Here is a 12,759-nt window from a genome sequence, read left to right as displayed (position 1 = left end):
CGAGCCCCCGCGCCACACACGCCGGCGGGGCTGAAAGATCGGGGCTCCGCCCCGGACCCCGCGCCTCAAACGCCGGCGGGGCTGGATGGTGCGGCGGGGCTGGATGGGGTGGCGGGGCCGGAAGGGTCAGGCGGTCAGGGTGGTTTCGGCGCTCGCGTAGGTGATGCCGTGGTCCGTCAGGACCTCGGACACCGTGCCGGGGCGGGAGAGCAGGGCCAGCAGGAGGTGCAGGGTGCCGATGTGGTTGTCCTTGCGGCCCAGGGCGATGCGCAGGGACTGTTCCAGGACCTTCTTCGAGCCCTTGGTGAAGGGGACGTGGTGGCTGCCGGCGCGGTCGTCCGGCTCGGCGCGGCCCAGGGCCGAGCGGAGCGAGGTGCGCAGGGTCCGCCTGCGCGGTGCGGGGGTCGCGAGCGCGCCCTCGCCGTGGGTCTCCTCGATGCGGGAGACGATCTCCGTGAGGTCGATGCCGAGTCCGGCCAGCGCCTCCTCGTCCGCCCGGGACATGCCGCCCCGGCGGCGGGCCGCCGTCAGATCGGCGGCCACCGCCGCGCGGTCCACGCCCAGCCGGTCCAGGGCCCCCAGCTCCAGCAGGGAGAGGAGCAGGTGCTCCTCGGCGACGGTGGCGGCCCCGGCCCGCCGGGCCTCGGTCACCGCCCCCGTCACGGTGTTCCGGGCCTCGGTCGTGAAGCGTTCGAACATCAGAGCCTCCCGTACTTCTTGTGCACGGCCTGCCGGCTCACGCCCAGCTCGGCCGCGATCTCCTGCCAGGACCACCCCTGCGCGCGGGCACTGCGTACCTGTACGGCCTCCAGCTGCTCCAGCAGCCTGCGGAGGGCGGCCACGGCACGCAGGCCCACGCGCGGATCGCGGTCACCGGCCCGCTCGGCGAGATCGGTTGCTTCCGTCATGGTGTCAATCTAGGTTGACGTGGGAGGTGTCGTCAACCTTCATTGACACATCCGTGCCTACGGCGTGAGGACGATCTTCCCGAAGAGGTCGCCCGCCTCGAGCTTCTCGAAGCCCTCGCGCGCCCGGTCCAGCGGCAGCACCTCGTCGATGACCGGCCGGAGCCCGGTCGTCGCGCAGAACGACAGCAGGTCCTCCAGCTCGTCCTTCGAGCCCATCGTCGAGCCGACGACCTTCAGTTCCAGGAAGAAGATCCGGGTCAGCTCGGCGTGCGCCGGGCGGTCGCCGCTCGTGGCGCCGGAGATCACCAGGGTGCCGCCGGGGCGCAGGGACTTCACCGAGTGGGACCAGGTGGCCGCGCCCACCGTCTCGATCACCGCGTCCACCCGCTGCGGCAGGCGCGCGCCCGGCTCGTACGCCTCCACCGCGCCCAGTTCCACGGCCCGCTTGCGCTTGGCCTCGTCCCGGCTGGTGGCGAAGACCCGCAGCCCCGCCGCCTTGCCGAGGGCGATCGCGGCGGTCGCGACCCCGCCGCCGGCGCCCTGGACGAGTACGGAGTCCCCGGGGCGGACCCCGGCGTTGGTGAAGAGCATCCGGTACGCCGTCAGCCAGGCCGTCGGCAGGCAGGCGGCCTCCTCGAAGGTCAGCTCGGCGGGCTTGCGCAGGACGTTCCACGCGGGGACGGTCACCTGCTCGGCGAAGGTCCCCTGGTAGCGCTCGGTCAGGATCGAGCGGGGCTCGTCGGGGCCGACCCCGTGGCCGCTCTGGCCGATCACGGAGTGCAGGACGACCTCGTTGCCGTCCTGGTCGATCCCGGCGGCGTCGCAGCCGAGGATCATCGGGAGTCTTTCCTCGCCGAGACCCACCCCGCGCAGCGACCACAGGTCGTGGTGGTTGAGGGAGGCGGCCTTGACGTTCACGGTCACCCAGCCGGGCCGGGCCTGCGGTGCCGGGCGATCGCCCAGCACTAGGCCGTTCAGCGGCTGGTCACGGTCGATTCGGGCGGCGTAGGCAGCGAACATGCCGCGACGCTACCGCTCGGTAGAGCCGTGTTCCAGCCCCTCGGGAACCGCCCGGCTGAGGCCTTCGTCTCAGCCGCACCGCGCGAGCGGCGCGTCAAAAAAGAGGAAAGGCCCGGCCGGAGGGATCCGGCCGGGCCTCTGCCCGTGGAGCTGCTCGCGCGGCGGTCAGGCCAGGCGGGCCACGCCGTCGGCCTTCGCGGCGGCGGCGACGGCCGTGGCGACGGCCTCCGCGACGCGCTCGTCGAACGGCGACGGGATCACGTAGTCGGCGGCGAGCTCGTCACCCACGACACCGGCGATGGCGTCGGCGGCGGCGATCTTCATGCCCTCGGTGATCCGGGTGGCGCGGACCTTGAGGGCGCCCGCGAAGATGCCCGGGAACGCCAGCACGTTGTTGATCTGGTTCGGGAAGTCCGAGCGGCCCGTGGCCACGACCGCCGCGTACTTGTGCGCGACGTCCGGGTGGACCTCCGGGTTCGGGTTGGCCATGGCGAAGACGAAGGCGTCCTTCGCCATCGAGGCCACCGCCTCCTCCGGGACCGTACCGCCGGAGACGCCGATGAAGACGTCCGCGCCGGCGAGGGCCTGCTCCAGCGAACCGGTCTGGCCGGTCTTGTTGGTCAGGCCCGCGATCTCCGCCTTGACGTCCGTCAGGTCGGAGCGGTCCGCCGAGACGACGCCCTTGCGGTCGGTGACGCAGACGTCGCCGATGCCCGCGTCCACCAGGATCTTGGCGATGGCGATGCCCGCCGCGCCCGCGCCCGAGATGACGGCGCGCAGGTCGCCGAGGGTGCGACCCGTGAGCTTGGCGGCGTTGCGCAGCGCGGCCAGCGTCACGATGGCGGTGCCGTGCTGGTCGTCGTGGAAGATCGGGATGTCCAGCGCCTCCTGGAGGCGCCGCTCGATCTCGAAGCAGCGGGGGGCCGAGATGTCCTCCAGGTTGACCCCGCCGAAGGACGGGGCGAGGCGGATGACCGTCTCGATGATCTCGTCCGTGTCCTTGGTGGCGAGCGCGATCGGAACCGCGTCCACACCACCGAACTGCTTGAAGAGAATGGCCTTGCCCTCCATGACGGGGAGGGAGGCCTCGGGACCGATGTCACCGAGTCCGAGCACGGCCGTGCCGTCGGTGACGACGGCGACCACGTTGGACTTCCAGGTGTACTCGTTCACCAGCTCCGGCTGCTCGGCGATGGCGCTGCACACCTTCGCCACGCCGGGCGTGTACGCGAGGGACAGGTCGTCCTTGTTGTTGACCGGCACCGTGGCCTGGATGGCCATCTTGCCGCCCCGGTGCAGCGCGAACACCGCGTCCGGGTTGTTGTCCGTGACGCTGTCGCTGCGAGGGTTGATGATCTCCGCTGCCACTGTGTGTGACCCCTTAAGTCCTTTGAATCGTTGAGGGTGGCCACTCCTGGTTAAGGGGTGGGCGGGCACCGCGTCCGTACTCCGCATCGACGGTTGGCCCGTCTCCGCGGAGGGGAGGTTCGTACGCGCGGGCGCGCCGCACGCGCGCCCTGAGCCCCGGATGAGGGGTGTAAGGATCTGTTCTACCCGAAGAACGCTCGCCCAGACGAGTCGATTCCCGCTCAATCGTAGGTCGGTTGCCCCGCTTTTGGCGAAAAGTCCAAACCTTGTTGTCCGGCAGGCGAGACGCTCCGTAGAAACTGCGGCGAAAAGGCCAGGTCACGGCAGGTTCTGCGGTCTCGAACCCCCATGTCCGCAGTCCTGTTGGGCTACCCCCACCGCCCGTTATGCGATTTTGACCTGACGGGCACCCTGAATGTCTCAGTCCGAATGGCAAGATGCCGTAATCACACGAGGTCGCGACACTCGATGGTGCGTGCCCGACCGTTTTTCGATGCTTTTCCACCACTGCCGGAGGAACCAAGCCATGACCGCTAGCACCACCCGTCGTACGACCGCCGCACGGTCCCGGATCGCCGCGGTCGGCGCGATCGCGGTCGCCGGCGCCCTGATCCTCACCGGTTGTGGTGACCAGACCGACAAGGCGTCCACCAGCCCGTCCGGTGCGGCGAACAGCAGCGCGCCGCTCTTCTCGAAGCTCCCGAAGAAGATCCAGGACGCCGGTGTCATCAAGGTCGGCACGGACGCGACCTACGCGCCCATGGAGTTCACCGAGGGTGGCAAGATCGTCGGCGTCGACCCCGACGTCGCGGCGGCCCTGAGCAAGCAGCTCGGCGTGCAGTTCAAGTTCGAGTCCGGCACCTTCGACACCCTCATCGGCAGCATGCAGACGGGTCGCAGCGACCTGGTCATGTCCTCGCTGACCGACACCAAGGCCCGTCAGGAGGGCCTGGACGACAAGGGCGCCAAGACCGGTGCCGGTGTCGACTTCGTCGACTACTTCTCCGCCTCGACCGGCATCCTGGTCAAGAAGGGCAACCCCGAGGGCATCAAGACCCTCGACGACCTGTGCGGCAAGACGGTCGCCGTGCAGCGCGGCACCACCTACGAGGAGTCCGCCAAGACCCAGGCCGAGAAGTGCAAGACGGACGGCAAGGGCGAGCTCAAGATCGAGTCCTTCCCGAGCGACGCCGAGGCCCAGACCCGGGTGAAGGCCGGCGGCGCCTCCGCGGACCTGAACGACTCCCCGGTCGCCGCGTACATCGCGCAGACCGCGGGCGGCGGCAACGACTTCGAGGCCATCGCCAACCCGACCGACGCCGGCCTCTTCGGCATCGCGGTGGACAAGAAGAACACCGAGCTGCGCGACGCGCTCAAGGAAGCCCTCGACGCGGTCATCAAGGACGGCACCTACAAGGCCGCCCTCGACAAGTGGAACGCGGGCTCCGGCGCCGTGACCGAGGCCAAGATCAACGCCGGTTCCTGACCTCCGCGTACCACCGCAGCACACTGAAGGGCAGTCACTGTGACTGACAAGCTCGACAAGGTCCCGGACCCGGCGGACACCCCGCCGGCCGGGGCCGTACCCCCCGAGGCGATCCGCGCCATTCCGGTTCGCCACTACGGCCGCTGGATCAGCGCCGTGGTCGTCATCGGCCTGGTCGTGGCGCTCGCGATGGCCTTCTCGCAGGGCAACGTGCGCTGGGCGACCGTGCCGGAGAAGCTGTTCGACCCCACCATCCTGCGTGGCGTCGGCAACACGATCTGGATCAGCGTCGCCTCGATGGCCCTGGGCCTGGTGCTCGGCGTCCTCTTCGCCGTCATGCGCCTCTCGAAGAACCCGGTGACGAGCACCATCGCCTGGTTCTACATCTGGCTGTTCCGCGGCACCCCGGTGTACGTGCAGCTCCTGATCTGGTTCAACCTCGCCCTGATCTTCCCGATCCTGAACCTCGGGTTCTACAAGGACGAGATGACCCAGGTCATGACGCCCTTCCTGGCCGCCCTGCTGGGTCTCGGCCTCAACGAGGGCGCGTACATGGCGGAGATCGTCCGGGCCGGCATCCAGTCGGTCGACGAGGGCCAGACCGAGGCCTCGCACGCGCTCGGCATGACCCGCCTGCAGACCATGCGCCGTGTCGTTCTGCCGCAGGCCATGCGGGTGATCGTGCCGCCGTCGGGCAACGAGTTCATCAACATGCTGAAGACCTCGTCGCTCGTCGTGGCCGTGCAGTACTTCGACCTGCTGCGCGCGGCCCAGGACATCGCGTCCACGTCGTTCGCGGTGATGGAGATGTTCTTCGTCGCCTCGATCTGGTACCTCGCCCTGACCAGCGTGTTCAGCGTCGGCCAGTACTACCTGGAGCGCCGCTACGCCCGCGGTGCGCTCCGCTCGCTGCCGCCCACGCCGCTGCAGAAGATCAAGGCGAAACTCTCCAGCTTCTCGAACCGCAAGGCGGTGGCCTGATGACGACTGCCATGGTGAAGGCCGAGGGCGTCCACAAGTCCTACGGTGCGGCGCACATCCTCAAGGGCATCGACCTGGAGGTCGCCCCGCGTGAGGTCTTCTGTCTGGTCGGCCCGTCCGGCTCCGGCAAGTCGACCTTCCTGCGGTGCATCAACCACCTGGAGCAGGTGAACGCCGGACGGCTGTACGTCGACGGGCAGCTCGTCGGCTACCGCCAGAAGGGCGACAAGCTCTACGAGCTGAAGGACAGCGAGGTCGCGGCCCAGCGCCGGGACATCGGCATGGTCTTCCAGCGCTTCAACCTGTTCCCGCACATGACGGCCATAGAGAACGTCATGGAAGCCCCGGTCATGGTCAAGGGCGAGTCCAAGGCGGTGGCGCGCGAGCGCGCCATCAAGCTGCTGGACCGCGTGGGCCTCGGCGACAAGGGCGGGAACTACCCCAGCCAGCTCTCCGGCGGCCAGCAGCAGCGCGTGGCGATCGCCCGCGCGCTCGCCATGGAGCCGAAGCTGATGCTCTTCGACGAGCCCACCTCGGCGCTCGACCCGGAGCTGGTGGGTGACGTCCTCGACGTCATGCGCGACCTGGCCGAATCGGGCATGACCATGATCGTGGTCACGCACGAGATGGGCTTCGCCCGCGAGGTCGGCGACAACCTCGTCTTCATGGACGGCGGCGTGGTCGTCGAGTCGGGCAACCCGCGCGACGTGCTGGGCAACCCGCAGCACGACCGCACGAAGGCGTTCCTGTCCAAGGTGCTCTAGCGCTCCGGCGCTCGGGTGCCCCGGTCGCACCGGCGGACAGGTGAGGGGCGGTACGGGATTCCCGTACCGCCCCTCACACGTGCCCGGGCGTGCTCAAGTCCCTACTTCAGACCTAGGACCAGCGCGTCCGAGGGGGAGCGCCAGACCGTACGGGCCTCCGCGAAGCCCGCCGCGAGCAGGGCGGCGGTGTGCCAGGCCTCGGGCGGGGTGTCGCCGTCCGCGTGCTCCCCGTAGATCGCGAAGCGCTGCTTCACCGGCTCCGCGAGGAGCGGGTCCGCGGCGGCCAGCTCCCACCACTCGCGCCAGTCCACCGCGCCGGCCGTCCTGGCCCGGTCCATGCCGGCGTGCCGGTGGGCGTGCTCGGCGGCGTCGATGCGCGGGGTGGCCGGGTCGGGCATGTGGTCGGCGTTCATGAACACCCCGCCCGGGGCGACCAGCGGCGCGAGCTGCCCGTACAGGACGGACAGGTCGTCGCTGTGCAGCCAGTGCAGGGCGGTGGCGGTCAGGACCGCGTCGTACGAGTCGTGGGGGAGGGCGGCGCGCCAGTTCGGGTCCTTGAGGTCGGCGGTCACGAAGGTGACCCGCTCGTCCCCGGCGAAGTGGCCCTCGGCGATGGTCAGCAGCGCGGGGTCGAGGTCGACGCCCGTACTGGTGGCTCCCGGGAACCTCTTGAGGACGCGGTCCGTGATACTTCCCGTACCGCACGCGAGATCCAGCACCCGGGGGGTGGGTCCGACCAGGGCCTCGACCATGTCCAGCATCACCCGGAACCGCTCCTCGCGGTCGGGCATGTACCACTCCTGCTGCCGGTCCCAGCTGTCCTGCCAGGCCTGCCAGTACCCGGAGCCGGTGGTCGTATCTGCTGTATCCGCCGTATTCGTCGTATTCGCCATCACGAACCCCTCCATACGTAATACCCTCGAAGACGTCTCAGCCGTTACCGGAGACATTAATCCGCAGCCGTAAGGACTACAAGTGGAACTGGCCCATTACTCGGACTTCGCCGTGCGCCTGGTCAACACCGAGGAGCCGGCCCGCAACAAGGACGAGCTCACCTCCGTGGACGCCGTCCGTGCCCTGTTCGGCGCAAGCGTGCAGATGGCCCGCCGCGTCACCGACACCGACGTCACCCGCTTCCGCAACGTACGGGCCCGGCTGCGCGCCGTCTTCGAGGCCGCCGACGGCGGTGACGACGTCCTCGCGGTCGACCTGCTGAACTCGCTGCTCATGGAGTTCCCGGTCAGCCCCCAGGTCTCCGGGCACAAGACCATCGGCGAGGACGGCCGCCCCGACTGGCACATCCACCTCGCCGAGCACCCCTCGAACGCATCGGCGGGCTACGCCGCCATGGCGGCCATGGGCCTGGCCTTCGCCCTCACCGAGCACGGCCCCGACCGCCTCGGCCTGTGCCAGGCCGCGCCCTGCCGCAACGCCTACCTCGACACCTCCACCAACCGCTCCCGGCGCTACTGCTCCGACCGCTGCGCGACCCGGGCCAACGTGGCCGCCTACCGCGCCCGCAAGCGGCTGGAGGCCGAGGCGTCCGCCAGCAGCGGGCGCACCGCCGAGGCCGCCCAGGACAGCCGGGCCCTCAGCGAGCGCTGATCCTCCTCGCGCGGCCGGAAGCGCAGCACCGCCGTCGCCAGCACCAGTTCTGCGGGCACCGGCCCGTAGACGGTGCTGTCGCCGGTCTCGTTGTACGGGTTGTCGCCCAGCACCCACCAGCCGCCCGGCCGCCGCTCCACCGCCCGCTTGATCACCAGCAGGTCCTGCTGGAAGGGATGGCGCAGCACCACCACGTCACCCGGGCGGACGGCCGCCCCGTAGCGGACCACCACCTGGTCGCCGTTGGTCAACGTGGGCACCATCGACGCCCCCGTCACCTCCACCACCCCGAACCGCTTCCGCGGGCGCCCGTTCTCCACCATGCGCGTCCTCCTCGTCACCCCCGCATGCTGCCGCACGGGTCCGTACATTCGCTCACCGGTCCGGCCGCGCCCCTGGACTTTTGTCCTAAGCCCATGGGGGCGCCCGCGAAATCCGGTTGTTCAGCGAGTAATCTCCCCCTTGAGAAGACGATCACGAGGAGGACAAACTCCATGCTTTCCCGCCTCTTCGCCCCCAAGGCGAAGGTCTCCGCCCACTGCGATCTTCCGTGCGGCGTGTACGACCCTGCCCAGGCCCGCATCGAGGCCGAGTCCGTCAAGGCCGTGCAGGAGAAGTACCAGGCCAACGACGACGCCGACTTCCGCGCGCGCGCCATCACCATCAAGGAGCAGCGCGCCGAGCTCGCCAAGCACCACGTCTCGGTGCTGTGGAGCGACTACTTCAAGCCGCCGCACTTCGAGAAGTACCCCCAGCTGCACACCCTGGTCAACGACACCCTGAAGGCCCTCTCGGCCGCCAAGGCGTCCAACGACCCGGCGACCGGCGCCAAGGCGCTGGAGCTCATCGCCGAGATCGACCGCATCTTCTGGGAGACCAAGGCCGCCTGATCCGGCGCCCTTGACCCCCGCTCGCGCCTGTCCGAGCGGCCGGCGCGAACACGAGAACGGCCCGACTGCTCAGTGCAGCCGGGCCGTTCTCGTTCTCCGCCTCCCGGCCATGCGTCCCGGCCGTGCGTCCTGCCGGTACGCGCCGTGCATCACTCGTCGGCGTCGTCGTCCTCGTCGTCCAGGCGGGCCAGCCAGGTGGCCAGGCGTTCCACCGGGACCTCGAAGTCCGGGTTCAGGTCGACGAAGGTGCGCAGCTGCTCGGCGAGCCACTCGAAGGTGACCTCCTCCTCGCCGCGCCGCTTCTCCAGCTCCTCGATGCCGCGATCGGTGAAGTACAAGTCGGGCTCCGTGCCGTGATGGGGGTGTGCAGGGGGTGTTTCCCGCCAGGATAATCCGCGCGGGCGAAGAGGCCTCCCGCCCGTGGTGTCCCCGGGGCTAGCCTGGATGCCCAACGAGCGGGGGGTGCGGATGACGGACGGGCGCACGACCGGCTCGGCGCGCGCCTTCGAGCTCCTCGAGCCCCTCGTCCAGGCCGCGACCGTACGCGTTCACGCCCCGCCGGGCGGGTATGACAACCCCGGCAGCCATCGGACCGGTCCCACGTGGGGGAGCGGTTTCTTCATCGCCCCCGGCTGGGTCCTGACGTGCGCGCACGTGGTCGGCGAAGGGGGTGCTGCGGTGCGTCTGACGGGACGCGAGGTCGGCATCACCTTCTCCTCCGGGGCCCACGGGGCGACCGGGACGGTCACCGGGCGCGTGGAGTGCGTACTGCCCGAGCGGCTGGAGGAGCGGCGCCCGCGCCGGGGCGCCCTGTGGGACCTGCCCGACCTGGCGCTGCTCAGGGTCCTGGCCCCCGTGTCGCACGCCTGCGTCTGGCTGACCGACCGGTCCAGACCCCGTTTCGACGAGGTCGCCTACTTCGGCTGCACCGAGGACCTCGGCACGCCCGAGATCACCGGCCGCACCACCCGGCTGCGCGGCAGCGCCGGGAACGGCGCGGCCATCCGGCTCGGCGGCGACGACGAGATCGACCCCGGAATGTCCGGCGGCCCCGTGGTGGACCTCGCCCGCGGGGAGGTCGTCGGAGTGGTCAAGGCCCGGCGGCACGGGGCGGGCGGCGGGCTCGCCGTCTCCGTCGTGCAGCTGCGCACGCTGCCGATGCCCGCGCGCGGCCAGGTCGGGCTCTACCGCCGCGTCATGCAGGCCCACGACCTGCACCACTACGACCACCACCTCAGCGACCTCGACAACCGCCGCACCTGGACCGACGTGCACGGCGAGCTCCCGCCGGAGGAGGGCGCCCCGTACGGCGGCCGCGGCCGGCTCACCCCCGGCGAGCGCACCACCCTGTGCGGACTGCTGGCCGAACTGCCTCCGCCGGGCTCCTCCGAGGTCGTACGGGCCCTGGTCGAGGCGGCCCGCGGGGAGGAGCCGGACCCGCAGCCGCCCGCCCCGCTCAGCTGGCGCGACGGGCTGGGGCTGCTGCACGACCCGCCCGGCGGGGCCGGGGAGGCCGCGGCGATGCTCCGGTACGCGACGGACGTGAGCGTGGCCGACTACCGGGAGCCGCCGACGCCGGGCGCGGACGAGGAGCTCTGGGACTGGATCCGGGCCACGGCCGAGCGGTTGTGGCGCCCGCTGCGGCGCGAGCTCGGCGAGCGCCACGAGCGGGGCCTCGCGGAGCGGGAACGGCGCCGGCGGGCCTCGGCCGGGCGGGCGGTGCACGGCCCGGCCCGGCGGGCCGGCGGCCTGCCGCCCGGGGCCTCGGCGCTGCTGGAGGTGTGGGCGCACGGCTGGGAGGACGTCTACGACTGGCGGGTCTCCGTACTGGCGGGCCCGGCACAGCCCGGGCGGGTGACCCCCGTGGACTCGGGCGTACGGGCCACCCCGGCGGCTCTGCGGGAGGTGTTACGGGCCCCGCTCGCCGAGGCCTTCCGGCGCTGCGACACCCACGAGGCGGCGGCCCTGCTCGAAGTGGCCGTGGCCCCCGAGCTGTTCGGGCTGCCCGTGGACGAGTGGGTGGTGACGGGCGGCGTACCGCTCGGGGTGCAGCGGCCGGTGGTGCTGCGCCACCCCGGCGGACGGGCCGGGGCCGGGCACCCGGCGGACCCCGGCCGCGCGGATCCCGGGGACCCGTCGGGCCGTGCGCACCCCGCCGATCCGGGGGACCCCGAGGGCCGCGGGCACCCCGGGGCGGCCGCCCGGTGGGCCCGGGTGCAGGCGGGCCCCCTGCAGGACGAACGGGCCGACTGCGTACGGGGACGCCCGCGCAGCCCGGCGGCCGAGTGGCTGTCGGGACTGCCGGACAACACCGTGCCCGTGCACTGCCGGGCCGCGGATGCGGAGCCCACGCTCGGGTCGTTGCACGCGGTGCGGGACGCCGGGTACGGGGTGGCGGTGACCCGGCGGCCGCCGCCGGACCCGAGGGAGTCGTGCGCGCCGTTCCACCGCGGGCTGCGGGAGGAACTGGCGGACGCCGGGCGGGCGGAAGTGCTGCCGGTGCGCCTGCAGACGCTGCGGGGGAGGGCGTACGGGGCGGACCCCGACGCGTACTGGGCGGCCGGGACCGGGCTCGTGTGGGAGGACCCGGCGCGGCCGCTGCCGGACGACGAACCGCTCCAGGGCGACCTGTGACGGCGCCGGGCCCGGCGGATTCGAGTGAGGGAGGGGCAATGAACGACGAGTGGCTCATATACCGGGGGGTCGGTGAGCCCCATGACGGGATCGACGCCCTGCCCGATCCGCCGCCCTGGCGGGACTTCGACGGCGGACCGGTGGCGGAGCCGGGCGGGCCGGCCGCGGCCGCCGACGGCAACGTCGCCCGGCGGCTCGGAGCGCACCGGCAGGCCGCCGAACTGCACCGGCCGGAGCCCGAGGAACTGGAGGCCGTCAACGCGGCGCTGTACCTGCGACGGCCGCTGCTCGTGACCGGCTTCCCCGGCACGGGGAAGTCCACCCTCGCGCACGCGGTCGCCCACGAGTTGAAGCTCGGCCGGGTGCTGCGCTGGCCGGTGGTCTCACGGACCGTGCTGCAGGACGGGCTGTACCGGTACGACGCGCTCGCCCGGCTGCAGGACGTACAGCTCGCGGCGAGCGGACGCGGAGGCGGAGGCGGAGCCGGGGACGAGGGCGGGGACGGGGACGGGGTGCACGGCACCGGAACCGTCCCCGGCATCGGGAAGTACATCCGGCTCGGGCCGCTGGGCACCGCCCTGCTGCCCACCGCGCGGCCCCGGGTGCTCCTCATCGACGAGCTCGACAAGAGCGACATCGACCTGCCCAACGACCTGCTGAACGTGCTGGAGGAAGGCGAGTTCGCGCTCCCCGAGCTGGAGCGCGTCGCCGACACCGAGCCCGAGGTGCAGGTGCTCACCGACGACGGGACCAAGGTGACCGTCCGCGGCGGCCGGGTCCGCTGCCGGGAGTTCCCCTTCATCATCCTGACCAGCAACGGCGAACGGGACTTCCCGGCCGCCCTGCTGCGCCGCTGCATCCAGCTCAAGCTCGGGCAGCCCGGCGAGAAACGGCTCGCCACCATGGTCCGCGCCCACCTCGGCGAGGAGGCCGCCCGGCTCGGGGCGGACCTGATCCGGGAGTTCCTCAGCCGCTCCCGGACCGAACTGGTCGCCGCCGACCAGCTGCTCAACGCCGTGTACCTGACCCACTACGCCGCCCCGCCCAGCCGGGAGGACCTCGCGGACCTGCTCATCCAGCGCCTCGACCGCCCGAGGTGACGG

General features: G+C 71.6%; 14 protein-coding genes. 7 read left to right on the top strand and 7 right to left on the bottom strand.

All coding sequences use genetic code 11. The features are described from left to right. Window positions 1–126: 126 nt before the first annotated feature. The 4 genes from AB0D29_RS16250 to AB0D29_RS16235 form a co-directional block, all read right to left on the bottom strand. The gene (locus tag AB0D29_RS16250; protein WP_362854692.1) at window positions 127–699 is read right to left on the bottom strand and encodes a Clp protease N-terminal domain-containing protein; all 573 of its coding nucleotides are present in this window, start codon (window positions 697–699) and stop codon (window positions 127–129) included. Then, a complete protein-coding gene (locus AB0D29_RS16245; protein WP_030013034.1) occupies window positions 699–908 on the bottom strand; it encodes a helix-turn-helix domain-containing protein in 210 nt (69 codons plus the stop codon). The genes AB0D29_RS16250 and AB0D29_RS16245 overlap by 1 nt, the downstream gene beginning before the upstream one ends. A gap of 57 nt (window positions 909–965) precedes the next feature. After that, entirely contained in the window at window positions 966–1,928 is a 963-nt protein-coding gene (locus tag AB0D29_RS16240; RefSeq protein WP_362854691.1) for a zinc-binding dehydrogenase, read from the bottom strand. Between the two features lie 165 nt (window positions 1,929–2,093). Next, window positions 2,094–3,296 carry an NADP-dependent malic enzyme gene (locus tag AB0D29_RS16235; RefSeq protein ID WP_362854690.1) on the bottom strand — a complete coding sequence of 401 codons (1,203 nt, stop codon included), beginning with the start codon at window positions 3,294–3,296 and terminating at the stop codon, window positions 2,094–2,096. Between the two features lie 526 nt (window positions 3,297–3,822). Between AB0D29_RS16235 and AB0D29_RS16230 the strand changes: the two genes are divergently transcribed. The 3 genes from AB0D29_RS16230 to AB0D29_RS16220 all read left to right on the top strand — a co-directional run bounded on the left by AB0D29_RS16230 (window position 3,823) and on the right by AB0D29_RS16220 (window position 6,527). After that, window positions 3,823–4,782, top strand: coding sequence for an ABC transporter substrate-binding protein (locus AB0D29_RS16230; RefSeq protein ID WP_362854688.1), 960 nt, complete (start codon window positions 3,823–3,825; stop codon window positions 4,780–4,782). Between the two features lie 111 nt (window positions 4,783–4,893). Next, window positions 4,894–5,763: an amino acid ABC transporter permease gene (locus AB0D29_RS16225; protein WP_327419408.1), complete on the top strand. Its 870-nt coding sequence runs from the start codon at window positions 4,894–4,896 to the stop codon at window positions 5,761–5,763. Beyond that, entirely contained in the window at window positions 5,763–6,527 is a 765-nt protein-coding gene (locus AB0D29_RS16220; protein WP_351583417.1) for an amino acid ABC transporter ATP-binding protein, read from the top strand. Before AB0D29_RS16225 ends, AB0D29_RS16220 begins: the two co-directional genes overlap by 1 nt. A 101-nt stretch (window positions 6,528–6,628) precedes the next feature. Here AB0D29_RS16220 and AB0D29_RS16215 read toward each other — a convergent pair whose 3' ends face one another. Beyond that, window positions 6,629–7,420, bottom strand: a complete 792-nt coding sequence (locus AB0D29_RS16215) for a class I SAM-dependent methyltransferase (protein ID WP_362854686.1) — start codon at window positions 7,418–7,420, stop codon at window positions 6,629–6,631. An 82-nt stretch (window positions 7,421–7,502) separates the two neighbouring features. Between AB0D29_RS16215 and AB0D29_RS16210 the strand changes: the two genes are divergently transcribed. Continuing rightward, complete coding sequence (locus tag AB0D29_RS16210; RefSeq protein WP_362854685.1) at window positions 7,503–8,132, top strand: CGNR zinc finger domain-containing protein; 630 nt, start codon at window positions 7,503–7,505, stop codon at window positions 8,130–8,132. On the opposite strand, the gene sodX is transcribed toward AB0D29_RS16210, so the two are convergent. Beyond that, entirely contained in the window at window positions 8,036–8,455 is a 420-nt protein-coding gene (gene sodX / locus AB0D29_RS16205) for a nickel-type superoxide dismutase maturation protease (protein WP_362854683.1), read from the bottom strand. The two genes, AB0D29_RS16210 and sodX, sit on opposite strands and share 97 nt — an antisense overlap. A gap of 171 nt (window positions 8,456–8,626) precedes the next feature. Between sodX and sodN the strand changes: the two genes are divergently transcribed. Further along, on the top strand, window positions 8,627–9,022 hold the full coding sequence (gene sodN / locus AB0D29_RS16200; protein WP_030709803.1) for a superoxide dismutase, Ni: 396 nt from the start codon (window positions 8,627–8,629) through the stop codon (window positions 9,020–9,022). Between the two features lie 149 nt (window positions 9,023–9,171). Here sodN and AB0D29_RS16195 read toward each other — a convergent pair whose 3' ends face one another. Then, the gene (locus AB0D29_RS16195) at window positions 9,172–9,360 is read right to left on the bottom strand and encodes a DUF6104 family protein (protein WP_030709801.1); all 189 of its coding nucleotides are present in this window, start codon (window positions 9,358–9,360) and stop codon (window positions 9,172–9,174) included. 106 nt (window positions 9,361–9,466) lie between these two features. Here AB0D29_RS16195 and AB0D29_RS16190 point away from each other — a divergent pair, with 106 nt between their 5' ends. Beyond that, window positions 9,467–11,656: a trypsin-like peptidase domain-containing protein gene (locus AB0D29_RS16190; RefSeq protein WP_362854681.1), complete on the top strand. Its 2,190-nt coding sequence runs from the start codon at window positions 9,467–9,469 to the stop codon at window positions 11,654–11,656. 38 nt (window positions 11,657–11,694) lie between these two features. After that, the gene (locus AB0D29_RS16185; protein WP_362854680.1) at window positions 11,695–12,756 is read left to right on the top strand and encodes a MoxR family ATPase; all 1,062 of its coding nucleotides are present in this window, start codon (window positions 11,695–11,697) and stop codon (window positions 12,754–12,756) included. The last annotated feature ends 3 nt before the right edge of the window (window positions 12,757–12,759 follow it).

Source organism: Streptomyces sp. NPDC048424, from assembly GCF_040651555.1.
In the GTDB taxonomy this organism is placed as follows: domain Bacteria; phylum Actinomycetota; class Actinomycetes; order Streptomycetales; family Streptomycetaceae; genus Streptomyces.
The sequence above is the reverse complement of the archived record's forward strand: the minus strand, read 5'-3'. Positions and strand labels throughout refer to the sequence as shown.

Coding starts and splice junctions, on each gene's coding strand:
- AB0D29_RS16250 (WP_362854692.1), bottom strand. CDS start 699: ATGTTCGAACGCTTCACGACCGAGGCCCGGAACACCGTGACGGGGGCG.
- sodN (WP_030709803.1), top strand. CDS start 8,627: ATGCTTTCCCGCCTCTTCGCCCCCAAGGCGAAGGTCTCCGCCCACTGC.
- AB0D29_RS16240 (WP_362854691.1), bottom strand. CDS start 1,928: ATGTTCGCTGCCTACGCCGCCCGAATCGACCGTGACCAGCCGCTGAAC.
- AB0D29_RS16220 (WP_351583417.1), top strand. CDS start 5,763: ATGACGACTGCCATGGTGAAGGCCGAGGGCGTCCACAAGTCCTACGGT.
- AB0D29_RS16185 (WP_362854680.1), top strand. CDS start 11,695: ATGAACGACGAGTGGCTCATATACCGGGGGGTCGGTGAGCCCCATGAC.
- sodX (WP_362854683.1), bottom strand. CDS start 8,455: ATGGTGGAGAACGGGCGCCCGCGGAAGCGGTTCGGGGTGGTGGAGGTG.
- AB0D29_RS16215 (WP_362854686.1), bottom strand. CDS start 7,420: ATGGCGAATACGACGAATACGGCGGATACAGCAGATACGACCACCGGC.
- AB0D29_RS16190 (WP_362854681.1), top strand. CDS start 9,467: ATGCCCAACGAGCGGGGGGTGCGGATGACGGACGGGCGCACGACCGGC.
- AB0D29_RS16230 (WP_362854688.1), top strand. CDS start 3,823: ATGACCGCTAGCACCACCCGTCGTACGACCGCCGCACGGTCCCGGATC.
- AB0D29_RS16245 (WP_030013034.1), bottom strand. CDS start 908: ATGACGGAAGCAACCGATCTCGCCGAGCGGGCCGGTGACCGCGATCCG.